At 61.4% G+C, this 23,834-nt stretch carries 18 protein-coding genes and 1 pseudogene; 9 read left to right on the top strand and 10 right to left on the bottom strand.

The annotated features are described in order from the left end of the window. Positions 1-4: 4 nt before the first annotated feature. Together QMO80_RS25765 and QMO80_RS25760 are read right to left on the bottom strand one after the other, a co-directional pair. Positions 5-568 carry a prepilin peptidase gene (locus tag QMO80_RS25765; RefSeq protein ID WP_049735002.1) on the bottom strand — a complete coding sequence of 188 codons (564 nt, stop codon included), beginning with the start codon at positions 566-568 and terminating at the stop codon, positions 5-7. Between the two features lie 14 nt (positions 569-582). Next, positions 583-786: a hypothetical protein gene (locus QMO80_RS25760; RefSeq protein ID WP_003563674.1), complete on the bottom strand. Its 204-nt coding sequence runs from the start codon at positions 784-786 to the stop codon at positions 583-585. Between the two features lie 382 nt (positions 787-1,168). On the opposite strand from QMO80_RS25760, the pseudogene QMO80_RS25750 reads away from it, so the two are divergent. Beyond that, positions 1,169-2,569 (top strand): annotated as a pseudogene (locus tag QMO80_RS25750) (CpaF family protein). A 74-nt stretch (positions 2,570-2,643) separates the two neighbouring features. Here the strand turns inward: QMO80_RS25750 and QMO80_RS25745 are convergent. Continuing rightward, positions 2,644-4,050: an RtcB family protein gene (locus tag QMO80_RS25745; RefSeq protein ID WP_283201158.1), complete on the bottom strand. Its 1,407-nt coding sequence runs from the start codon at positions 4,048-4,050 to the stop codon at positions 2,644-2,646. A gap of 795 nt (positions 4,051-4,845) precedes the next feature. After that, a complete protein-coding gene (locus tag QMO80_RS25740; protein WP_283201157.1) occupies positions 4,846-6,402 on the bottom strand; it encodes an RNA-binding protein in 1,557 nt (518 codons plus the stop codon). Positions 6,403-6,612: 210 nt separating this feature from the next. Between QMO80_RS25740 and rtcR the strand changes: the two genes are divergently transcribed. After that, positions 6,613-8,220 carry an RNA repair transcriptional activator RtcR gene (rtcR, locus tag QMO80_RS25735; protein ID WP_283201156.1) on the top strand — a complete coding sequence of 536 codons (1,608 nt, stop codon included), beginning with the start codon at positions 6,613-6,615 and terminating at the stop codon, positions 8,218-8,220. 279 nt (positions 8,221-8,499) lie between these two features. Here rtcR and QMO80_RS25730 read toward each other — a convergent pair whose 3' ends face one another. From QMO80_RS25730 to QMO80_RS25710, 5 genes are all read right to left on the bottom strand, one after another. Then, positions 8,500-9,630 (bottom strand): RNA ligase, encoded by a 1,131-nt coding sequence (locus QMO80_RS25730; RefSeq protein WP_283201155.1) that lies wholly within the window; start codon positions 9,628-9,630, stop codon positions 8,500-8,502. Positions 9,631-10,094: 464 nt separating this feature from the next. After that, complete coding sequence (locus tag QMO80_RS25725; RefSeq protein WP_283201154.1) at positions 10,095-10,640, bottom strand: sarcosine oxidase subunit gamma family protein; 546 nt, start codon at positions 10,638-10,640, stop codon at positions 10,095-10,097. Further along, entirely contained in the window at positions 10,633-13,587 is a 2,955-nt protein-coding gene (locus QMO80_RS25720; protein ID WP_283201153.1) for a sarcosine oxidase subunit alpha family protein, read from the bottom strand. The genes QMO80_RS25725 and QMO80_RS25720 overlap by 8 nt, the downstream gene beginning before the upstream one ends. Further along, positions 13,584-13,865 (bottom strand): sarcosine oxidase subunit delta, encoded by a 282-nt coding sequence (locus QMO80_RS25715; protein ID WP_283201152.1) that lies wholly within the window; start codon positions 13,863-13,865, stop codon positions 13,584-13,586. The genes QMO80_RS25720 and QMO80_RS25715 overlap by 4 nt, the downstream gene beginning before the upstream one ends. Before the next feature lie 11 nt (positions 13,866-13,876). After that, positions 13,877-15,127: a sarcosine oxidase subunit beta family protein gene (locus QMO80_RS25710; protein ID WP_283201151.1), complete on the bottom strand. Its 1,251-nt coding sequence runs from the start codon at positions 15,125-15,127 to the stop codon at positions 13,877-13,879. An 87-nt stretch (positions 15,128-15,214) separates the two neighbouring features. On the opposite strand from QMO80_RS25710, the gene QMO80_RS25705 reads away from it, so the two are divergent. The 7 genes from QMO80_RS25705 (at position 15,215) to purU (ending at position 22,445) form a co-directional block, all read left to right on the top strand. Continuing rightward, positions 15,215-16,174, top strand: coding sequence for a GlxA family transcriptional regulator (locus tag QMO80_RS25705; RefSeq protein ID WP_283201150.1), 960 nt, complete (start codon positions 15,215-15,217; stop codon positions 16,172-16,174). A gap of 71 nt (positions 16,175-16,245) precedes the next feature. Beyond that, positions 16,246-16,929, top strand: a complete 684-nt coding sequence (locus tag QMO80_RS25700; RefSeq protein WP_283201149.1) for a helix-turn-helix domain-containing protein — start codon at positions 16,246-16,248, stop codon at positions 16,927-16,929. 89 nt (positions 16,930-17,018) lie between these two features. Next, on the top strand, positions 17,019-17,924 hold the full coding sequence (locus tag QMO80_RS25695) for a glutamine amidotransferase family protein (RefSeq protein ID WP_283201148.1): 906 nt from the start codon (positions 17,019-17,021) through the stop codon (positions 17,922-17,924). Between the two features lie 55 nt (positions 17,925-17,979). After that, positions 17,980-18,666, top strand: a complete 687-nt coding sequence (locus QMO80_RS25690) for a GXGXG domain-containing protein (RefSeq protein ID WP_283201147.1) — start codon at positions 17,980-17,982, stop codon at positions 18,664-18,666. Between the two features lie 14 nt (positions 18,667-18,680). Continuing rightward, the gene (locus QMO80_RS25685) at positions 18,681-20,009 is read left to right on the top strand and encodes an FMN-binding glutamate synthase family protein (RefSeq protein WP_116409417.1); all 1,329 of its coding nucleotides are present in this window, start codon (positions 18,681-18,683) and stop codon (positions 20,007-20,009) included. 81 nt (positions 20,010-20,090) lie between these two features. Beyond that, positions 20,091-21,398 (top strand): type III glutamate--ammonia ligase, encoded by a 1,308-nt coding sequence (gene glnT, locus QMO80_RS25680; RefSeq protein ID WP_283201146.1) that lies wholly within the window; start codon positions 20,091-20,093, stop codon positions 21,396-21,398. Positions 21,399-21,560: 162 nt separating this feature from the next. Continuing rightward, on the top strand, positions 21,561-22,445 hold the full coding sequence (purU, locus tag QMO80_RS25675; RefSeq protein ID WP_283201145.1) for a formyltetrahydrofolate deformylase: 885 nt from the start codon (positions 21,561-21,563) through the stop codon (positions 22,443-22,445). Positions 22,446-22,564: 119 nt separating this feature from the next. Here purU and QMO80_RS25670 read toward each other — a convergent pair whose 3' ends face one another. Next, the gene (locus QMO80_RS25670) at positions 22,565-23,386 is read right to left on the bottom strand and encodes an oxidoreductase (RefSeq protein WP_283201224.1); all 822 of its coding nucleotides are present in this window, start codon (positions 23,384-23,386) and stop codon (positions 22,565-22,567) included. Between the last annotated feature and the right edge of the window lie 448 nt (positions 23,387-23,834).

Raw genomic sequence — 23,834 nt, 5'->3', positions numbered from 1 at the left:
GCCGTTACCTCACGAGTGAAAGAGGGGTGAAATCGGGCATGAACAGGCACCAGAGAAGTCCGAGAGCGGCGGCAACGCCGAAGCGGACGGTATGATGTGTCTCGCGCGGCTTCAGCACCGAGGCGGCATCGCGGAAACCGGCAGGCAGCAGCAGGGCAAACAATCCGACGTTCCGGGCCAGTACGCTCCACTGAACGCGCAGCGCCATCGAGAAAACGGCGATCACACCGCCGACCATCAGCGATGCGAGCGTCACGTCGATGGCGGGCCAGAGGCCGAGAATGGCGCCGAGCGCCGCCATCAGCTTGACGTCGCCGCCGCCGCAGCTTCCGGCTGCGAAGGCGATGATGAAGATCATGCCGGCCGCAAGGAGGCCGGCAAAGGCAAGGCCGATCCCTGCCAGACCACCGTTGACTGCCGCCAGCATGAAACCGGCAAGCAGGCAGGGATAGGTCACGGCGTTCGGGATGTGACCCTGGCGGTGATCGAGCACCGCCGCGGTCGTGGCGCAAGCGACGGCAAGAGCCGCCGCTGCAGGCATCAGGGTCAGATCGTAGGTCATATCCATGACACGGGACCCGCTTATTGACCCGGCTCGGGAATTCTCTCGGCATCCGAGAGCGCCGTGTTCTTTTCGTTGAACCATTCGCCGATCTGTTTGCCGAATGCGAGCAGGAGCAGCATCAGCGGAATGACGATCAGGGCGACGGCAAGGACGATCTGGGCCATGTCGCCGCGTTCGTCCTGGTGAAGTGCAATTGCGAGAGTCTTGAGTTTTCCAAACATCTGCGTATTCCTCGTTCCTAGGTTTGTTTCGGATCGAAGACCTGAGAGAAGATTACCAAGCATACGGTATCGATCCGAACCAGCACGTTGCTCGTTCCAATGATATGTTCTGCTTCAGCTTTTCTTCCCCGGCGGCCAACGCTTGTTGAGCAACACCATTAAGACCCAAGAGTGCGCCCAAGGCCAGCCCTCCGTCAAGCAAACGGAACGGAGGGTTCCAATTGTCTTGGAGGCGTCTCATGATGAAACGCAGTTGACGGCTGAAATTGCAAACTAACCGCCTGAACCTGCTATAGTTTTACCCTTTGGAACGCGTTCTTCGCCGGCATTGCGCGCTATCGTTCACTGCCCCATAATTGGTCAATTCTTTCAAGGCGATAGAATAGATGGAACAGAAGCACGAGATCCGCCGCCCGCGCGGGGACGCGACCATGGCGTTGCTTGACGATCTGGATTAAGCTTATCCGACAGATTGGGCTTGGCCCTTCAGTCGTTCCGGAGAGAAAACCATGGAAACGATGAGCAGCATTCTGATACTTGCACTGGTCCTCATTCCGCTGATGATGTTCTTTCCGACCGCGGTCCAGATGATGGCGACATTGTTCGGCATGAGCACGGTTCTGGTGGGGATGCCGCTCTGATGAAGGCCGTTTCCGACGACGCCGCCGAACAGGCGACCTTCCAGGTCCTGACTCGGGCGCTGGACAAGCTCCTGGGGCCGATCCGCTTCCTGCTCGAGGATCCGAGCGTTTCCGAAATCCTGATCAACGGGACATCCGATATCTTCGTCGAAAGGCGCGGCAAGCTCGAACGCGCCGATACGCGGTTTGCCAGCCGCGAGGACCTGGAATCGGCCGCGCGCAGCATCGCGCAATTCTCCGGCAAACGGCTGACGCCGGAGGAGCCGAGCGTCGAAGCCCGCCTGCCGGATGGCTCGCGCGTGCAGATGATCCAGCCGCCCGCCGCCCGCACCGGCCTCTGCATCTCCATCCGCCGCTTTTTGAAAGAGCACCGCAGCATCCGCGATCTCGTCACCCAGGGCAGCCTGACCGAGCAGTCGCTGACGCTGCTGCAGGCGGCCGTCGGGCTGCAGAAGAACGTCATCATTTCAGGCGGCACCGGCACCGGCAAGACGACGATGCTGAACGCCCTGTCGGAAGCCTTTGCCGACCACGAGCGCATCATCGTCATTGAGGACACCTCGGAACTGCAGATCCGCAAGGAGCATGTCGTCTATCTCGAAGTGACCAAGCCCGACCGTTTCGGCCGCGGCGGCGCCAGCATCCGCGACCTGTTCCGCTCGTCGCTGCGCATGCGGCCCGACCGCATCATCGTCGGCGAGTGCCGCGGCGGCGAGGCGCTCGACATGATCCAGGCGATGACCTCGGGCCATAGCGGCAGCCTGTCGACGGTGCATGCGAACACACCTTACGACGCCCTGCACCGGCTGGAAACGCTGGCGCTGATGTCGGATATCGACATGCCGCTGCGGCCGCTACGCGCCCAGATCGCCTCGGCGGTCGACGTCGTCGTGCAGATCGCCCGCTTCAAACGCACCGGACGACGCCGGGTGATCGAGATTTCCGAGATCAAAGGCCTCAACGAGGACGGCCAATATATCGTCGAGAGCATCTATAAGCTCGAAGGCGACGGCCATTCCAACTCCGACGGCGCATTGCTGTGGACCGGCGTCGTCCCGAGCTTCGCCGCCGATGCGGTGGAAGAACTGCAAGGCGCAGAGCGCGCGGAATGGATGAAGCCCGCCGCGCGGGAAACGGCTTGAAGCCTATTGGCAGACACTGGGAATCTGGTGCCTTTGAGGGAAGGGAGGGCAAGCCTGGTTGCCTTCCCCGGTGTTTACCGGCGCTTTTTACGCCAGGGTGCATTCTGCTGCCAGTCGCCGGCCATGATGCTCCCGTAGGGGATCACCTCGTCGACCACTTCGGCCAAGCCGTAGTGCTCGATCTGCCCCCGCACGTTCGCAGCGCTCTTGTAGGCGCTCGGCAGTTCCGACACATCGGCGAAACCGGAGAAGAACCGCGCGTCCAGACCGCTTGTTTCTTTCTCCAGAATAGCCGCGATGTTGTTCGGGCTGAGCCCCCGCGAATCCGCTCCATGTTCCGCAGACAACTGCCTCATATGCGCGCTGCGCGAAAAGTTGCGGCCGGCGCCATGCGGCGAGAAGCCGAGGCCATGGGCCGCGTTCGAGCCGCGAACGATCAGGATCGGTTCCGCCATATTGAGCGGAATGATGGTCAGATCGGTCGCGTCATGCGCCCAGTTGTCGAAGGCAGGGGTGGCACCCTTTCCGTGGTAGAACAGCCCGTCCGACTTCCGGAAGACGAAATTATGCTCGTTCCAGAAGCGGTCCGCGACCTTGGCCGAGAGCTTTTCCGCCGCCATGTCGTGAAGCACATAGTGGTTCTCCTTCGTCCACTGGCGGATCGTCTGCAGCGCCGACCAGTAGGCATCGCCTTCCTCGGTATCCGCCGGAATCCAAGCATTCTCCCTATGCGTCTCAGGCGAGATCTGTTCCCGAAACTGGTTGGCGACCTTCATGCCCTTGTCGTAGAGCCGCGCCCCCGGTGCTCGCGATCCGTGGTGGGTCACAAGCGCGGTTTCCCCGCTCGACTTCATCGTCCCGACATAGGCGAAATGATTGCCGTCGCCCTGGGTGGCGAAATGCTCGATGCCGGCGCTCAGCGCCCCATCGCGCAGATAAGGATTCTGCTGGAAGGCTGAAAGCGTCGCCTCGGAAGGCTTGAGCTGCGCGCCGCGCGGCCGGCCGCCGGGACCGAAATGCGTCACCGCATGCACAGCGTCGAGAAGCGACTTCGGATCCACGCCAGGAAAGATGGAGATCGCCATGGAGCAGCAGATATCGGCCGAATGCATGCCCGGATGGATCGCTTCGGACGCCACTACGCCGCCGACCGGGATCGTTCCGACCGGACCGGCCGGGCAAGCGTCCGGCATGATCGCCGCGGCCCGGACGACCGGTGTCCGCACCAGCGCCCGCATCGTCGCATTGACCTTCTCGACATTGTCTTGCTCAAAGGCATTCTCGGCGCGGATGTTGGAATAGATCTCGATATCGTTGTCAGTCCTCAAGGCAAGCGTCGGCCCGGGCTGGAAGGCCCTTGCCGCCTCCAGCGCATCGGTCAGCGAGCCGCCCTTGCGCAAAACCGCGTTGGCCGCGTCGAGAGCCGGGCGAAACCACTTCCCCTGGCTCAAGCCGGCATCGATCAAATCCTGTCCGCTCATTACCGCTATCATTGTCTTTTCTGCGTCCGCAGTCCTTCTTGTTCCGTTGCGTCTCTTCACACCGCCTGGGCGACGAGCATTGCGGAGATCTATCTCGCCGCACGCATTCCACGATCGTGGCGCGATGCGGCCCCTGTAGCCACCGGCGGCATTCGCCCAGGCTTTCTTCATCATCCCGACGACGAGATTGGGCAGGACAATTTACTGAGCTACGCGCTCCTTTCGGAAACACGGGATGATTTGAACACCCGACCTGCCCGCCGGAAATCCGATGGGCCGCTCTACCTGTAGTTCTGCCGGCATTCGCCGAGTTTATTCCGTCCCCGTGAAACGGGTAGTGCATGCCATGCAGCGGCGACGAGGGTGGACGAAACCGGATGGCCCCGCTCGTGCCAGAGAGCGTATGCCCAGGAGGAGTCGAACCTGCCAGACCATCCAACTTTGGAGGCTGTAGTTCCGTCCGGCATTCGCCACTGCAATCTTCGTCATGGCGACAAGTGTCCGGGAAACAGCTTGCTCTACCAACTGAGCTACAGGACCAGGCCCTGGCGAGGTTCGAACTCGCGACACAGATGTAGTTACCCATGCATTCGCCATGTCATTCCATACGTCCGTGACGACAAGGTGTGGTGAAACATCCTGCTCTATCCGCTGAGCTACGGGTCCATAAACTGGAGGACCCGACGGGATTCGAACCCGCGACCAGGAGATTAACGATCTGTAGTTTCATCCGGCATTCGTCACGGCTCCCCGCGCCGTTCACGGCGGCGCGAGAATATTGCTTCTGTGAGCCCGTCAGAGCTCGATTGCCTCGATGGCTTTCACCCAGCCATCCGCTCCTTTGCTGTTGGCCGCGAAAGCCGTGATCACCCCGTAGACGGCATCCGAGAAGCCACCGATGTTGAGCACGTCGTCCCGCGTCGGCGCCTGCGTCGTGGCGTGGGGCTGGATGTCGAGGCAGACCAGCTTTGCAGCCGGGTTGGCCCGCTTGATCCTGGCCCATTCCGTCATCACCGCCGTCGGCTGGCCGCTGCCACGCGCATCCACCCAGGACTCATTGTCCGAGATGAACACCACGAGATCGACCTTGGCCCTCTCGTTTGCCAGCATCTTCAGCGGTGCGGAGCAATTGGTTCCGCCGCCACCGATTTTCGCCAGCTTACCGGCATTGGTCATCACCGAATCCCGCTTGTTGAGGCTGACGCGCACCACGTCATTCTCGAACGGCAGCACCCGCGCCTTCGGGTTGCGCTGCAGGAACGCCGCGGTCATCAGACCGGCGACATCGATGCAACGGACCGAGGACGTCGCGCCCTTCCGGTAACCGGTCACGGGCGAGCCCATGGAACCCGACACGTCGGGGCAGAGCACCACATTGCCCATCAGGGAGGGCACATTGGCGATGGCGATATCCATCGCGTCCTGAAGCGCATCCCGCACGACATCCGGAACCTGGCCATCGACCATCTTCCACGCCATCATCAACTGATAGGGGAAGACCTTTGCCTTGCGGATTTCCTCCGGATCGGCAAGCCGCGCCGCCAGCGCCTCGGCAAAACCCTCGACCTCGAACACGCGGTTGCGTGCAAAGGTGTTGAGGTTCTGCCGCACCATCTGCCAGCCGCCCTTGCGGGCGATCTCGACCCAATGCTCCCGTGTCAACGGCAGCGAGGTCAGCATCTGGAACGGCACATCAGGCACTGGCACCGTCTGGTCGCGCCGGAACGCTTCCAATGCCTTGACGAGTTCCGGCAGTGCCGCGTAGTCGTGCGGCTTGCCGATCGCCCAGGCATAAAGCGCCTTGCGCTCCTCCGTAGCCGGCTTCGGATGCACCATGCGGATGACGTCGGCGAGCGAAGGATCGTTTCCGACCATCGCACGCAGGATCTGCTCGGTGCTGGCCCGTTCGAGCCACGCCTGCACCACCTTTTTCGGGCGTGTGCCGAGCGACTTGCGACCCGCGGCGCCAGAGCGCATGACCTGCACGAAGCCGCGCAGCATCTTGCCGCTCTTCACCACCCGCGGAAATGCACGGGCGAAGGCATCGCTCTGAAGGCTGGATAGCATGGCGAGCAACGTCACCGGCATGTCCTTCATGTGACCCTTCTCAGCGGCGTAAACAGCCACTTTGGCGAGAAATTCCGGCTCGACCTGAAGGGCAAGCGTCTTTATCGCGTCAAGCTGCTCAGCTCCATCAGCATAGAAGGTGCCGTTGAACGTGCCGGTCACAGCATATTGCGCCAGCGCCTCGCGCGGCGTCAGCCGGTAGGCAGGGGCCGCTTCATGATTTTTTGTGTCCGTTCCCGGAAGCAGTTTTCCGAGGTAGGTTTTGAAGATCGCCTTGTTGACCATGACAGCCCCTCTTGTGTGGTTCGTGCCAGATACCTTTCAAGACGCGTGCCAGTTTGGAGAAAAGTACACCTCCCGCCTGCATTTTTACTTTATCTGTTTGTTTTTAAATATTAAATTTTTCAGAGCCTTCATGCACAATCATGAATTGCGAAAATCCACATCCCGATTATATTATCGCAAACTATATAGCTTTATAATTTTGGATAAGTCATGAAGCGCCGTGTCGCCATCAGCATATTGGGAACCACCCTCGACGCAGGGAAATGGGAAAATCGCTGGAGCCGCTGGCGGCCCAATGTCGCGCTCTGCCAGCAACCGGGCTTATTCATCGACCGGCTGGAGCTGATCCACGACAACCACTCGCAAGCTCTCTGTCACCGCATCGTTGCCGACATCGAAACGGTGGCGCCGGCAACCGAGGTGCGGAGCAATGTCATCAACTTCCGGGATCCCTGGGATTTTTCGGAGGTCTACACGAACCTCAGGGACTTTGCCCGCAACTACAACTTCGACCCGGACACCGAAGACTATCTCGTCAACATCACCACCGGCACCCATGTGGCACAGATCTGCTGGTTCCTGCTGACCGAAGCCCGCATCATTCCCGGCCAGCTGCTGCAGCTCTCGCCGCCGCGCGACCGCGAACCGGAGCAGGATTTCGCCGGCACGCATCGGATCATCGACCTCGATCTCTCCCGCTATGACGAAATCGCCAAGCGCTTCGCCTCCGAGCGCGAAGACGCCGCCTCCTTCCTGAAGTCGGGGATTTCGACCCGTAGCGCCGCCTTCAACAGAATGATCGACGAGATCGAGAGGGTGGTGATCCGCTCGACGGCGCCCGTTCTGCTGACCGGCCCGACCGGCGCCGGCAAGTCGCAACTCGCCCGCCGGATCTACGAGCTGAAGAAGAGCCAGCGCAAGCTCAGCGGTCCGTTCATCGAGGTCAACTGCGCGACCCTGCGCGGCGACCAGGCCATGTCCACCCTGTTCGGCCATGTGAAAGGCGCGTTTACCGGCGCTGCCGGCGAGCGTGCCGGCTTGCTCAAGTCCGCCGACAAAGGCGTGCTGTTCCTTGACGAGATTGGCGAACTTGGCCTCGACGAACAGGCCATGTGCCTGCGCGCGATCGAGGAAAAGAAGTTCCTGCCCGTGGGCGCTGATCGGGAGGCCTCCGCGGACTTTCAGCTGCTTGCCGGCACCAATCGCGATCTTGGCGAGGATGTCCGCAAAGGCAGGTTCCGCGAAGATCTCTATGCCCGCCTGAACCTCTGGACGTTCCAGCTGCCGGCCCTGCGCGATCGCAAGGAGGACATAGAGCCCAATCTCGACTTCGAGCTCAGGCGTTATCTGGAACGAGAAGGCGAAAATGTGACTTTCAACAAGGAAGCACGGGAACGCTATCTTACTTTCGCAACTGGCCCGCTAGCCGTCTGGAGCGCCAACTTTCGCGATCTCTCGGCGTCGGTGACGCGTATGGCGACCCTCGCGCCGCATGGGCGCATCACGACCGACGTCGTCGATGATGAAGTCCGGCGGTTGAATGCGTTTTGGCGCAGCTCAAGTGACGACGGTAGGGTGGATCTGATCATTGAAGAAGTGCTGGGTGCAGAGACGGCCGCTCGCCTCGATCGCTTCGACACGGCCCAGCTTGCCGCCGTTCTTCACACTTGCCGTCAACACGCCACGGCAAGTGCTGCGGGCAGAGCCCTGTTTGCGATGTCGCGACTGGAGAAAAGGAGCAGCAACGACGCCGATCGCCTGAGTAAATATCTCGCGCGCTTCGGCCTCAGATTCGAGGATATCAGGAAAGCCGGATAAAGGCTTGTGGTAACCGGTGTTCCACTGCCACGTTGCCCTGTCTGGGCTAATCTGTGATCGGCTTTCCATGTTTCTCCATGGAGAGTACATTGGATGTTTTCACGACTAGGAAGTCTGGGCGTGAGGTTCACCTATCGAACGCCTTCTGGAGCAAAGCACACGTTCCACTTGTTGCCGCTATTTAACGCATTATTGCTTCAATGTCACAGCCGAAGGAACCTCTCATCCGAGGCGTTCTCCAATCCTGCATTCACGCCAGGGCTACTGTACGCTGCAAATCTACGATGTTGCCTCATCAATCACACGCCCCATGGCATATGACGGCTGGTAACCTGGCAACACGTTGCCAGTGGGTCTGATGGAACGCATCAACGCGTCTCGGGACTTGCCTACGATTGCACCTGCTTTTCGCAAGCCAAAAACGTAAGGACCCACGTCAGCAGGCAGTGAATTGAGCGACAATCCCAACTCTTTATCGGAAAGATGGGCGACAGATGCTGCCAGTTCAGCTACCTTCCTTTCCATCGCCGCGTATGCCGTCGTCAGGAGGAGTACGATGTTGTCAAAATCGCTCCAAAACTCTTCCGGCAAATCACGACGAATTGCCGCCATGTCGTCCCCAGCGGCCATTGCTTCCCACATTGCCAATGGCGTGCAGCGTGAGATCAACGCATGGATACGACGGTACTCGGAGCCTTTGAGTTTGAGGCGCAAGCCATTTGTGAATCTAACGACAAATCCCTCGTTGTCGCGTGGGAGCGTTGCAGTATGGAGCATCATGTCCGCCATATTCCCGAACTCATGGCGTTCGGCCGCACGCCATCCCAACGCTTGGCTGGTCGTTCGAACCTCGTCGTAGGTTACTTCAAGACCTGAAGCGTGGTAGGCCGCCAACATCACCATGGCAGGCTCCGCATATCGCACGACAATTCTGTTTTCCGGATATACCGCCTCGAACAGATATGTCGTATCCGGCGACAGACCGGAGAGATCGTGGGCATCCAAGCGTGCTTGAGCCCATAGGGCCTGTTCGGAGTCGAACGCGCCTTTGGTGGCTGCGTGCCAACGGCCAGCATCATTGAACACGATTATCAGACTACCATCGAGCTTTTCGAACGCCTCAAACGGCAGATCGGGTACTTCGCCATGCCGCTCGCCGACATTGAAAAACTTTGGAAACGGCGTGGCAACGACCCGACCAGCGCCCTCGTCCACAATGAGACCGCGAGCGATCAGCGAAAACCGATCCCAACCACCCTCATATACGCACCGGGGGGTATAGATGTAGAGCTGCAAAGTACCGGTTGCGTTCTGACGGCGATGGACATGGCCGAGCCCTTGGGCTCGCTTCAAGCCAGCGATAAGGTCGGGAAACGGGATTTGGCGTGCAGGGTGTATCAGGTCGTTCATCTTTTCACAGCACCCTCCTTTATCGCCTTCAGAATTAATTCTGGCTGAATTTATCAATTGTTCAGCCGTTCCACGCCGTCAAACGCGATTTACTGATAGATTTGATTGTCCGCTCTGATGGATGCATCGCCTATTGGGTTCGGATCCAGCACAGCCTTTGCCAATGATTTCGCTACTGGCGTTCGCGATCCCCGCGTCGAAGCGTGAATCCGATTCGAGATAACGGTTCGATCAATCATGCTCAAAGAATTTATCTCGCGGCATTATCTAGGCTGCCACAAGGTGTGATTGGGGCACCGCTTAGTATCTGCTCCATCGTCAGTCCCTAAAATTTCGCCGCCATCCTCTTCGCTGTAGCGAATTCTCGTGTAGGCTCGATGGTCAACGGCTGCGTGCCACCGCGCCGGAAAGTTGAACCTTCCAGCTATTTCGCTCAATCGTCGATCTTTGTGCCGGCACGGCCCTCACGCGCCATCCTTTTCAACGCTCGCCGCCATATGCCTGAGTTCGTCCCAGAGGCTTTCGGCAAAACTGCGCAGAACGGTGAGTTCGAAGCTGTCATCGCCGGTGCGGGCGATCTGGACGGAGATGTGGCCGACCATGGTCATCGCCGAACTGCCTTCCGGGAAAACGGCGGGATCGAGATCGATGGCGGTGCCTTTTGAGAGAAGCAGCCGCGAGGATCGGCCTGAGATGCCGATGCGCACGCGACCGTGGCTCTGGTCCATGACGAAGGCTTTTCCCGCGAGTGCTGCCGCAAGGGCGGCAAGACTGGCGGCGGAAAGCGGCTCGCTGCCGGCGACGAACCATTGGCGGAAGCCGGCCTTGCGGATCGAACTGTTGGTAAAGCCGGCTTTGGCCAATTCCGTGGCGAGAGCCGCCGGCTCGATCGCGCCGAGCACGTGCAGGAGATGGCCTTCCGGCAGGGCCTCCAGCCGGATGCCTGCTCCGGAAATGCCACTATATGCCGCTCCGGCAAGAACCGGTTTGTGCTGGGGAAGATCAGGCATGGAGCTTCTCGTTTTCGGGATCGATGAAGACGGGATGGCAGAGCACCGCATCGGTGAATTCATTGCGCAGGCCGTTCCAGACCGTCACCTTTTCGCCGATGCGCTCCGGCCCGCGCCGGACGAGCGCCAGGCCGATCGTATGGCCGAGGCTCGGCGAGAAGGCGCTCGATGTAACGTAGCCCTGGTCGTTTTCCAGCGTCGCCGCGGCGCCCTCGGCAAGGATATGCGAGCCGGTGCGGAAGCCGCTTGCCGGATTGAGCGGCTTGACGCCGACGAGGCGCGGGCGCTCGGGATCCTGCAGGCCGTCACGGGCGAGCATCGCCTTGCCGATGAAATCCGGCTTGGTCGATGACACCATGCGGCCGAAGCCGAGATCGCCTGGGGTGACCGTGCCGTTGATCTCGGCATGGGTGACATGGCCCTTTTCGATGCGCATGACGCCGAGTGCTTCGACACCATAGGCTGAGATGCCATGCTTCTCGCCTGCCGCCATGATGGCATCGGCAACGCTTTCGCCGTAGCCGGCCGGCACGGCCAGTTCGTAGGCGAGTTCGCCGGAGAAGGAGATGCGGAAGAGACGGCCTTCGAGGCGGCCTGCGAATAGCGACACCTTGCGGGCGCTCATGAAGGGGAAGGCTGCATCGGACAAATCCTCGTCGACGATCTCCGAAAGGATGGCGCGGGACTTCGGCCCGGCAACGGCCATCTGCGCCCATTGATCGGTCGAGGAGGCGAAGCAGACGTCGAGTTCCGGCCAGAGCGTCTGGGCGCAGAATTCGAGATGGGTCAGCACGCCGGCGGCCAGCGCCGTCGTCGTCGTCATGAAGAAATGCTCGTCGCTGAAGCGGCTGGTGGTGCCGTCGTCATAGATGAAGCCGTCCTCGCGCAGCATGATGCCGTAACGCGCCTTGCCCAGAGCAAGCTTGGCGAAACCGTTGCAATAGACGCGATCGAGGAAGGTCGCGGCGTCGCGGCCGAAAATTTCGATCTTGCCGAGTGTGGAAACGTCGCAGAGGCCGGCATTTTTGCGGATATTCAGCACTTCGCGGTCGACGCTTTCGCGCCACGTCGTCTCGCCGGCGCGCGGGAACCAGGAGGAGCGATACCAGAGACCGGTTTCGACGAAGACCGCGCCATTCTTCTCAGCCCAGCCGTGCAACGGCGATTTGCGCGCCGGCTGGAAATCTTTGCCGCGCGATGCCCCAGTCAAAGCGCCGAAGGAAACGGGCGTATAAAAGGGCCGGAAGGTCGTCGTTCCCACTTCAGCGGGTGACACGCCGCGCGCCTCGGCAAGAATACCGATGGCGTTGATGTTGGAAAGCTTGCCCTGGTCGGTCGCCATGCCTGATGTGGTATAACGCTTGGCAAGCTCGACATGGCCGTAGCCTTCGCGCACGGCAAGCCCGAGGTCCTTGAGATGCACGTCGTTCTGATAATCGACGAAAGCCTTGCCCTTCGAGCCCTTGACGGACCAGAGAGGCTTTGCGCGGTGCACCGTCTCGGCGGCCGAGGCAAAGGCCGGTTCCGTCGAGAAGCCGATCGCTTTCAATGCGGCCGCCGCCTTTGCGGCGCCATCGCCCAGGCAGGCCGCGATTTCCTCAAGGCCGGCAGCCGAGCCGGCAACGGTAAGACCGTCCTGCGCGGCCGGCGCTAGAAACGCCGCGGCCTCGTCCGACCATTGCGGCTTGCCGCCGCGATGGCAGGCAAGATGAATGATCGGGCTCCAGCCGCCCGACATGGCAAGCGCGTCGGCTTCGATGCGGCGAATGCCGCTTGCGGTTTCGACGCTGACGCCGTTGAGGCGCTTGCCGCCTTCGGCATCGATCACCCGGGCGCCCTTCAGCACCTCGGCGCGGCCCTGCCAGCCCTTGCCGGCATCGGCGCGGCTGTCGACGATCGCCGCGACCTGGAGGCCGGCCGCTTCCAAATCGGCAGCGGTGCGGTAACCGGCATCGTTGGAAGTGAAAACGACAGTGCTTTTACCTGGCGCCACTGCCTGCCGGTTGAGATAGCTGCGCATGGCGCCTGACATCATCACGCCGGGAATATCATTGCCGCCGAAGACCAGCGGCCGCTCCTCGGCGCCCGTCGCCAGGATCGCCTGGCGGGCGACGATGCGCCACAAGCGTTCGACCGGGCGTTCCGGATCGGGCAGCGCCACATGTTTCTGCACGCGTTCGACGGCGCCGAAGACATTGTCGTCGTACCAGCCGAAGACAGTCATGCGCGGCAGGCGGCGCACATTTTCCAGCCCCTCGAGTTCCGTCAGCAGCTCGCCGAGAAGCGTATCCGCCGGCTTGCCCTCGATCGTGCCACTCTCACAAAGCAGGCTGCCGCCGAGTTCGGGGCCTTCGTCGGCGAGGATGACTCGGGCGCCGGCGCGGCCGGCGGTGAGTGCCGCGGCAAGGCCGGCAGGGCCGGCGCCGATCACCAGCAGATCGCAATGCGCCCAGCATTTCTCATAAATATCGGGATCGGCCTCATAGGAAGCTCTGCCGAGGCCGGCCGCCTTGCGGATCACCGGCTCGTAGAGTTTTTCCCAGAGCGCCGCCGGCCACATGAAGGTCTTGTAGTAGAAACCGGCGCTGAGGAAGGGCGAGAGCAGGCCGTTGACCGCGCCGATATCGAAGCCGAGCGAAGGCCAGCGGTTCTGGCTCTTTGCCGTCAGCCCCTCGTAGAGCTCGATCATGGTCGCGCGCGTATTCGGTTCGGTGCGCCCGCCGCTGCCTGTCGTCACCAGCGCGTTCGGTTCGGCGGCACCCGCCGTCAGGATGCCGCGCGGGCGATGGTATTTAAAGCTGCGGCCGACGAGCTGGATGCCGTTGGCCAGCAGCGCCGAGGCGAGCGTATCGCCCGGATGGCCTTGCAGCGCCTTGCCGTCGAAACTGAAGCCGAGTGTCATGGCGCGGTCGATGCGCCCGCCGGAGGAAAGACGGAAGCTCGTCATGCCTTTCCTCCGCCGAGCTTCGCAAGGGCGGCGTCCCTGACGCCATGGACAGCATGGGTGACGGTATCGCGTTCGACGATCAGCCAGCGGCGGCATCCGGAGGAGTGGTGCCAATATTCGCTGTGGCGGCCACGCGGATTGTCGCGCAGATAGACATAGTCGAACCAGGCATCCGCCCCGGCATCCGGCGCCGGCCTGACAAGGCTAGCATCGCCGCGGATCGAGAATTCCTCCTTGGGCCGAGCGCCGCAATGGGGACAGGAAATCAGGCTCGCCATGTTGAGTGTCCTCAGTGCAGATTGGGCTGGGCGCCGACGCCCTTTTCGTCGATCGGATAGCCGCGCGCGAAACGGTCGAGCCGGAAGGCGCGCGCCGTCTGATGCGGCGTGTTGCGGGCGATCAGATGGGCGTAGCAGAAGCCGGAGGCGGGCGTCGCCTTGAAGCCGCCGTAACACCAGCCGGCGTTGAGATAGAGATTACCGATATGGGTGCGGTCGATGATCGGCGAGCCGTCCATGCTCATGTCCATCACCCCGCCCCAGGAACGGAGATAACGCACCCGCGACAGGGATGGGATCATCGCCAGCCCCGCTTCGGCGACATGCTCGACCGACGCCAGATTGCCGCGCTGGGCATAGGAATTGTAGCCGTCGATATCGCCGCCGAAAACAAGGCCGCCCTTATCAGACTGGGAGACGTAGAAATGTCCGGCGCCGAAGGTGACGACATTGTCGATGAAGGGTTTCAGCCCTTCGGAGACGAAGGCCTGCAGCACATGGCTTTCGATCGGCAGGCGAAGGCCGGCCATATCGGCGACGACGGTGGAATTGCCGGCCGCCGCCAGCGCCAGCTTGCCGCAGCCGATAAAGCCCCTGCTGGTCTCGACGCCGGTCACCTGACCGTTTTCGCGGCGGATTCCGGTCACCTCGCATTGGGTGATGATGTCGACGCCGCGGCTGTCGGCGCCGCGCGCATAACCCCAGGCGACCGCATCGTGGCGCACCGTGCCGCCGCGCGGCTGGAACAGGGCGCCCATCACCGGGAAACGCGCATTGTCGAAATCGAGGAAGGGCAGCTTTTTGCGCACCGCCTGCCGATCGAGAAGCTCCGCATCGACCCCGTGCAGCCGCATGGCGTTGCCGCGGCGCGTATAGGCATCGCGCTGCGCATCGGAATGGAAGAGGTTGAGCACGCCGCGCTGCGAGACCATGGCGTTGAAATTGAAGTCCTGCTCCAGCCCTTCCCAAAGCTTCATCGACAGCTCGTAGAAAGGATTGTTGCCGGGAAGCAGGTAGTTCGAGCGGATGATCGTCGTGTTCCGGCCGATATTGCCGGAGCCGAGATAGCCCTTTTCGAGGACGGCGACATTGGTGATGCCGAATTCCTTGGCGAGATAATACGCGGTGGCAAGGCCGTGACCGCCGCCGCCGACAATGACGACATCATAATGCGGCTTCGGCGCGGGGTCACGCCAGGCGGGCGCCCAGCTTTTGTTGCCGCGAAGGCCGTTGAGGAAAATCGAAAGAGCAGAGTAGCGCATGGGTCAATCCGAATGGAACGACCGCATGATGCCAGAAAGGCGACGCGCGACTTGCGCAATTAGGACATAAATGGTTAGAAAAGAGACATGTCCTCATCCGATAATAGAAATGTCCAGGAGATCGGCTTCATCCTGATCCCGGGATTTGCACTGATGTCCTATGCCTCGGCGACCGAGCCGCTCAGAGCGGCAAACCTTTTGGCCGGACGAGAGATCTATCGCCTGTCGATCTTTTCGCCGGACGGCGCGCCGGTGCTCTCGTCCTCGGGCGTCAGCGTGCCGGCCGAAGCTCTACCGGCCAGGGGTTCAGGCCTCGGCACGGCCTTCGTCTGCGCCGGCGGCTTGCCGCGGGACTGGCGTTATCCCGGCGTGCTTGCCTGCCTGAGGCAGTTGGCGCGCGAAGGTGTGAGGATCGGCGGCATTTCGGGCGGTCCCTATCTGATGGCGGCCGCCGGACTGCTTGCCGGCCGCGATTTTACCATCCACTGGGAGCATGCCGCCGCCCTTCTCGAGGCCTTCCCGGATCTCACGCCGCGCCAGGCGCGCTTCATGATCGACGCCAACCGCATCACCTGCGGCGGCGGCATCGCACCGCTCGACATGATGCATGTGCTGATCGCCGAGCGCATGGGACCGGATTTCGCCCGCCGCGTCAGCGACTGGTATCTTCACACCGAGGTCAACGAGCCCGCCGCCCCGCAGCGCGCCTCGCTGGCCGAGCGCTACGGCGTCCATCATCCCGGGCTGCTCAGCGTTCTCGAACGCATGGAGGAGACGATCGAAATGCCGCTCGGCCGCGCCGCCATGGCACGCATCGCCGGCGTCACCACCCGCCATCTCGACCGGCTCTTCTCAGCCCATCTCGGCACCACCTTTCTCGATCAATACCATCGGATCAGGCTGCAGCATGCCCATCGCCTGCTGAAACAGAGCCCGCTTTCCGTCTCGGAGATCGCGGTCGCCACCGGCTTTTCCAGTCTCAGCCATTTTTCCCGGCTGTTCCGCGCCGCCTACGGCATCGCTCCGCGCGAGGCGCGGCGGGAATAGGTTTTCTTCACGGTTGAGAAAATTTCACTATGACGATAGGGTTGGCTTCGGACAAAAGCGAAGGCGGCAGCATGAAAACCAAGCGTGAAGCGGCAAATCAACCGGACGAGGCGCATGGCGGACGCACGCCCTTTTCGCAGGATCCGCATGCCGTTCGGGAACCGAAGGAAAACAACCTCGAAATGGCGATCGGCCATGAGGTGCGCGCCTACCGCAAAAAACTCGGCATCACCGTCACCGATCTCGCGGCTGCGACCGGCATTTCGCTCGGCATGCTGTCGAAGATCGAAAACGGCAACATCTCGCCGTCGCTGACGACACTGCAATCGCTGTCACGGGCGCTCGGCGTGCCGATGACCGCTTTCTTCCGCCGCTATGAGGAGCCGCGCAACGCCGTCTTCGTCAAGGCGGGGCAGGGTATCGAGCTGGAACGGCGCGGCACGCGCGCCGGCCATCAATATAATCTGCTCGGCCATATCGACAACAATACCAGCGGCGTCATCGTCGAGCCCTATCTCATCACGCTGACGGCCGACTCCGATGTCTTCCCGACCTTTCAGCACGAGGGCATGGAGTTTCTCTATATGCTCGAAGGCGAGGTTATCTACCGCCACGGCGACCAGCTTTTCCAGATGCAGCCGGGCGACAGCCTGTTCTTCGATGCCGATGCGCCGCATGGGCCGGAACAGCTGGTGAAGCTGCCGAGCAAATACCTCTCGATCATCAGTTATCCCCAGCAGAACTCCAGAAGCTGATTTGCCTTAAAAGAAAAATTTATTCTTCCCAGTTGATGCCCTGAAACAGACCTGCTACTCCTTTCTCAACATGAACGGAGGCACGCGCTATGTGCGGCATTGTTGGACTGTTCCTCAAGGACAAGAGCCTTGAATCTCAGTTGGGAAATCTGCTCTCGGATATGCTGATCACCATGACGGATCGCGGGCCGGATTCGGCCGGCATCGCGATCTATGGCGGTGCTGCCGAGGGCAGGGCGAAGATCACCATCCAGTCCGCCAACCCCAGCGCGGACTTCGAAGGCCTTGCCGCCGACCTCGAGAAGGCCGGCATCAAAGCCGAGGTATCGATCAAGAGCACGCATGCGGTCATCGAGCTTGATGCCTCCAAGCTTGGAACCGTGCGCAAGGCGCTCGAAGAGATCCGCCCGGCGGTCCGTCTGATGGGATCGGGCGAAAGCGTCGAGATCTACAAGGAAATCGGCCTTCCGAAAGATGTCGTGAAGCGGTTCGACGTCCGCACCATGATCGGCACCCACGGCATCGGCCATACCCGCATGGCGACGGAATCCGCCGTCACCACGCTCGGCGCCCATCCGTTCTCGACCGGCGCCGACCAGTGCCTCGTGCACAACGGCTCGCTGTCCAACCACAACAATCTGCGCCGCGAACTCATCCGCGAAGGCATGAGCTTCGAAACGCAGAACGATTCCGAAGTCGCCGCCGCCTATCTCACCGCCGAAATGGCCAAGGGCAAGGATCTCGGCCAGGCGCTGACCCGCGCGCTCGACGATCTCGACGGCTTCTTCACCTTCGTCGTCGGCACCAAATCCGGCTTCGGCGTGGTGCGCGATCCGATCGCCTGCAAGCCCGCCGTCATGGCCGAGACCGACCAGTATGTCGCCTTCGGCTCGGAATACCGCGCGCTGGTCAACCTTCCCGGCATCGAGAATGCCCGCGTCTGGGAGCCGGAGCCGGCGACCGTTTATTTCTGGGATCACGACAAGGCGGCCTGAAGACGCCTGACAGCAGGAGTCGGCCTAGGCCGTCTCCCGGACCAACGAGGATTCAATGCCGACATTCGATCTTTCCAACACTCCTCTTCGCGAACTGAACAGCGCGCTGCATGCCCTTTCCCAAGGCGCCAACGACACCGAATTCGAGGTCATCAACCCGCGCGGCAGCCATGCCGTCGCCGTCGGCATCGACAGCCCCGTCACGGTCGCCGTCAGAGGCTCGGTCGGCTATTACTGCGCCGGCATGAATGACGGCGGCAGGGTTACGGTTCATGGGTCCGCCGGTCCGGGCGTTGCCGAAAACATGATGTCCGGCACCGTCGTCATCGAAGGCGACGCCAGCCAGTATGCCGGCGCCACCGGCCGCGGCGGCCTGCTCGTCATCAAGGGCAACGCGGCCTCGCGCTGCGGCATTTCGATGAAGGGCATCGACATCGTCGTTCACGGCAGCATCGGCCACATGTCGGCCTTCATGGGCCAGTCCGGCCATCTCGTCGTGCTCGGCGACGCCGGCGATGCGCTGGGGGATTCGCTCTACGAAGCCAAGCTTTTCGTCCGCGGCGAGGTCAAGAGCCTCGGCTCCGACTGCATCGAGAAAGAGATGCGGCGGGAGCATCTGGAGAAGCTTGCCGAGCTGCTCGAGCGCGCAGGGGTGACCGACGTCAGGCCCGAAGAGTTCAAGCGCTACGGCTCGGCCCGCAAGCTCTACAATTTCAACATCGACAACGCCGACGCGTATTGAGGCGAGGGATCCCCATGAGCTATCACAACCCCTATACCCCGCCACGCAAGTCCGCGACCTTCGACGATTATACGCTCGCCGAAATCCGCCGCGCGGCGGCGACCGGCATCTATGACATCCGCGGCGCCGGCACCAAGCGCAAGGTTCCGCATTTCGACGATCTGTTGTTTCTCGGCGCCTCCATCTCGCGCTACCCGCTCGAAGGTTATCGCGAGAAGTGCGACACGACAGTGGTGCTCGGCTCACGCTTCGCCAAGAAACCGATCACGCTGAAGACGCCGATCACCATTGCCGGCATGAGCTTCGGCGCGCTGTCCGGCAATGCCAAGGAAGCGCTCGGCCGCGGTGCGACGATATCGGGCACCTCTACCACGACAGGCGACGGCGGCATGACCGACGAGGAGCGCGGCCATTCGCAGACGCTGGTCTATCAATATCTGCCCTCGCGCTACGGCATGAACCCCAAGGATCTGCGCCGCGCCGATGCGATCGAAGTCGTGGTCGGCCAGGGCGCCAAGCCCGGCGGCGGCGGCATGCTGCTCGGCCAGAAGATCTCCGACCGCGTCGCCAATATGCGCAACCTGCCGAAGGGCATCGACCAGCGTTCGGCCTGCCGCCATCCGGATTGGACCGGCCCCGACGATCTTGAAATCAAGATCATGGAGCTGCGCGAGATCACCGATTGGGAAAAGCCGATCTACGTCAAGATCGGCGGCGCGCGGCCCTATTACGACACGGCCCTTGCGGTGAAAGCAGGCGCCGACGTCGTCGTGCTCGACGGCATGCAGGGCGGCACGGCGGCGACCCAGGACGTCTTCATCGAGAATGTCGGCATGCCGACACTTGCCTGCATTCGTCCGGCCGTCCAGGCGCTGCAGGAACTCGGTATGCACCGCAAAGTGCAGCTGATCGTTTCGGGCGGCATCCGCTCGGGTGCCGACGTCGCAAAGGCATTGGCGCTCGGCGCCGATGCGGTGGCGATCGGCACCGCCGCACTCGTCGCCATCGGCGACAACGATCCCCACTGGGAAGCGGAATATCAGAAGCTCGGCACGACGGCCGGCGCCTATGACGACTGGCATGAAGGCAAGGATCCGGCCGGCATCACCACCCAGGATCCGGAGCTTGCAAAACGCCTCGATCCGGTTGCGGCCGGCCGCCGCCTTGCCAACTACCTCAAGGTGATGACGCTCGAGGCGCAGACCATCGCGCGTGCCTGCGGCAAGAACCATCTTCACAACCTCGAGCCGGAAGACCTCGTCGCACTGACGATCGAGGCGTCGGCCATGGCGCAAGTGCCGCTCGCCGGCACCAACTGGATCCCCGGCAAGACCGGTTTTTAAAAAAACGCCCGGCCGGGCGCGTTTGGGAGGATGCGGCCGGCTTCATCATCAAGTGTCTAAGATCAATACAAGGGGACAAATGTGACACTGGACCTCTCGCAATACGCCTCCGAAAAAGGCATCAAATATTTCATGATCAGCTACACGGACCTGTTCGGCGCCCAACGCGCCAAGCTGGTTCCGGCGGAAGCCATTGCCGATATGCAGAAAGACGGCGCGGGCTTTGCGGGCTTTGCCACCTGGCTCGACCTGACGCCCGCCCATCCCGACCTGTTCGCGGTTCCCGATGCGTCCTCCGTCATCCAGCTGCCCTGGAAGAAAGACGTCGCCTGGGTTGCGGCCGACTGCGTCATGGACGATCAGCCGGTCGAACAGGCGCCGCGTGTGCTCCTGAAAAGACTGGTCGCCGAGGCTGCGAAAGAAGGGCTCAGGGTAAAAACCGGCGTCGAGCCGGAATTCTTCCTGATCTCCGCGGATGGTTCCGTCATCTCGGATCAGTTCGATACCGCCGAGAAGCCTTGCTACGATCAGCAGGCGGTGATGCGCCGCTATGACGTCATCGCCGAAATTTGCGATTACATGCTCGAACTCGGCTGGAAGCCCTATCAGAACGACCACGAGGATGCGAACGGCCAGTTCGAGATGAACTGGGAATATGACGACGTTCTGAAGACGGCGGACAAGCACTCCTTCTTCAAGTTCATGGTCAAGTCGGTCGCCGAAAAACACGGCCTTCGCGCCACCTTCATGCCGAAGCCCTTCAAGGGCCTGACCGGAAACGGCTGCCACGCCCATATTTCGGTCTGGGACATCGACGGCAAGGTCAACGCCTTTGCCGACAAGGAAATGGCTTTCGGCCTCTCGGCTCAGGGCAAGACCTTCCTCGGCGGCATCATGAAGCACGCCTCGGCACTTGCCGCTGTCACCAATCCGACGGTCAATTCCTACAAGCGCATCAACGCGCCGCGCACCACCTCCGGCGCTACCTGGTCGCCGAACACCGTCACCTGGACCGGCAACAACCGCACCCACATGGTGCGCGTTCCGGGACCGGGACGTTTCGAGCTGCGCCTGCCGGATGGGGCGGTCAATCCCTACTTGCTGCAGGCGATCATCATCGCCGCCGGCCTCGACGGCATCCGCAGCCAGGCAGACCCCGGCCGGCACTACGATATCGACATGTATGCCGAGGGCCATCTGGTGAAGGGCGCGCCGCGCCTGCCGCTCAACCTTCTCGATGCGCTGCGCGCTTATGATGCAGATGAGGGCTTGAAGCAGGCCATGGGCCTGGAATTTTCCGCCGCCTATCTCAAGCTCAAGCACCGGGAATGGAATACCTACTGCTCGCATTTCACCCAGTGGGAACGCGACAGCACGCTCGACATCTGAGGGGCCGACCGCTTTAGCTCTTTGTTTTTGTGCATGTCGTTATCCGGAAACCGCTGCACACTTTCCGGCGACATGCATTAAATGACCACCGACACGCCGGGGCTGACAAGCTTCGGCGTCGTCGCATCCCCGGGCACCTGATCTGGCCAAGGAAGAGACAGCATGAAAAACGTCGTACTCACCGTATCCTGCAGATCGACGCGCGGCATCGTTGCGGCGATTTCGAGCTATCTGGCGGAAAAGGGCTGCAACATCATCGACAGCTCGCAGTTCGACGATCTCGATACCGGCAAGTTCTTCATGCGCGTCTCCTTCATTTCGGAAGAGGGCCTGTCCGGCTCAGAGATCGGCGCCGATTTTGCCGCCGTCGCCGCACCCTTTTCGATGGACTACGAATTTCACGACAGCGAGAAGCGCATGAAGGTGCTGCTGATGGTGTCGCGCTTCGGCCATTGTCTCAACGACCTGCTCTACCGCTGGAAGATCGGGGCGCTTTCGATCGACATCGTCGGCGTCGTCTCCAACCATTTCGACTACCAGAAGGTCGTCGTCAACCACGACATTCCCTTCCACCATATTCCGGTCACCAAGGCCAACAAGGTGCAGGCCGAAGCCCATATCATGTCGGTGGCCGAGCAGACCGGCACCGAGCTGATCGTGCTTGCCCGCTACATGCAGATCCTGTCGGACGAGATGTGCCAGAAGATGTCGGGCAAGATCATCAACATCCACCATTCCTTCCTGCCGAGCTTCAAGGGCGCTAACCCCTACAAGCAGGCCTATGGCCGCGGCGTCAAACTGATCGGCGCCACCGCCCATTACGTCACCGCCGATCTCGACGAAGGCCCGATCATCGAGCAGGATACGGCGCGCATCACCCATGCCCAGTCGCCCGACGACTACGTCTCGATCGGCCGCGACGTCGAAAGCCAGGTGCTGGCCCGCGCCATCCACGCCCATATCCATCACCGTACCTTCATCAACGGCAACCGCACCGTCGTCTTCCCGGCAAGCCCCGGCAGCTACGCTTCCGAACGCATGGGTTGAACGCCGCCGGCCAGCCGGAAATTTAGACAAGCCTGTTCCGCCAGTCGCTCGGCGCGCGCTGGGGTCCTCACGCTAAATTAGGCCGGTGAGCCGACGACATCCGCAAGTTTGGACAAGACTTAGGACGCAGGACGCTTTCCGAAGCCGAACGTCTTGCGCAGGCTGCTGTCGACCGCGCTCGCCGGCATAAACCTGCGCAGCCGGCTTAGAAGCGTCGCCTGGCCGCCGGCCGGTTGGCGCATTTTGTATGGGCCGTTGATTGCCGCCAATATCTTCTCCGCAACCTTTACAGGCGACGGCGCGGTTTTGATCTGGGCCTGTACCGCCTTGATGGTCGCGTCCGCCTGCGCCGCGTAAGCTCCCAAGGGTGCCTCGGTCTGTGCCGCGTTTACATCGAGCTTGGTGTTGGTGAAGGTCGGCTCAATCAGCACGACGCGCACGTTGAACTCGCGAACCTCATGGTCCAGCGACTCCGACAATCCTTCGAGCGCATGCTTGCTGCTGGCATATATTCCCATGAACGGTGCCGGCAGGAAGCCGAGGACCGAGCTGATATTGATGATCAGCCCGCTGCGGGCGGCGCGCATGGAGGGCAAGGCAGCGCGGATCATCCGCAAAGGGCCGAAAACATTGGCATCGAATACCGTTTGCGCTTCGGCAGGCGACGTGTTCTCGACAGGGCCGACCAGCGAAACGCCGGCATTATTGACCAGGATGTCGATCTTGCCTGCCTCGGACAAAACCCATTGAACAAAATTGGAGACCGAAGCGTCATCGGTCACGTCGACAGTTCCATAGCGCACGCCGGGGATAGCGTTGACACGGTTAGGGTTGCGTACGCCCCCAAAAACCTGGAAGCCGTGTTGTACGAGAAGGCGGGCTGTGGCTTCGCCTATTCCGGAGGATGCTCCGGTGATGACGACAACTTTATTTTGAGACATGGATGCTCCTGGCGCGAGTGGTTGATTACGGGCTTCAATAGAAGGGTCGGAACTTTCACCCTGTCGCCAAAGGACAGCTTCCCAGACCCCGGCATCCAAGCGCGTAAGATTTCGATCTACATCTATTTTTGCTTTAGATGTCAGTCGAAATATAAAAGCAAGCACTTTTTGCTTTGCAGAGTTTTTTCGGTGACGACCGCTCTCCCGATCTCAGCCGATATCGCGGCGGCTCAGACACCGTCGCGCGCAAGGACGGCCCTCGCAAAGCTGGTAGCCAGGCGTTGAAGTCATCCGGGCTCTGCTACAGCGCCGCGCGCCTTTCAGACTCGCAAAGGACGCTGTAGCACTTTGAATTGCTGTATAATTTTGTGCTTAAATCGATTCCGATTTAGGGAATTATCCAGCAGGCGATCGCCAATAATGCCGCGACCTGCAGGTGCCCAGGCAT

The sequence above is a fragment of the Rhizobium sp. BT03 genome (genome assembly GCF_030053155.1).
GTDB lineage: Bacteria > Pseudomonadota > Alphaproteobacteria > Rhizobiales > Rhizobiaceae > Rhizobium.
This window is presented reverse-complemented; position numbering and strand designations above follow the sequence as displayed.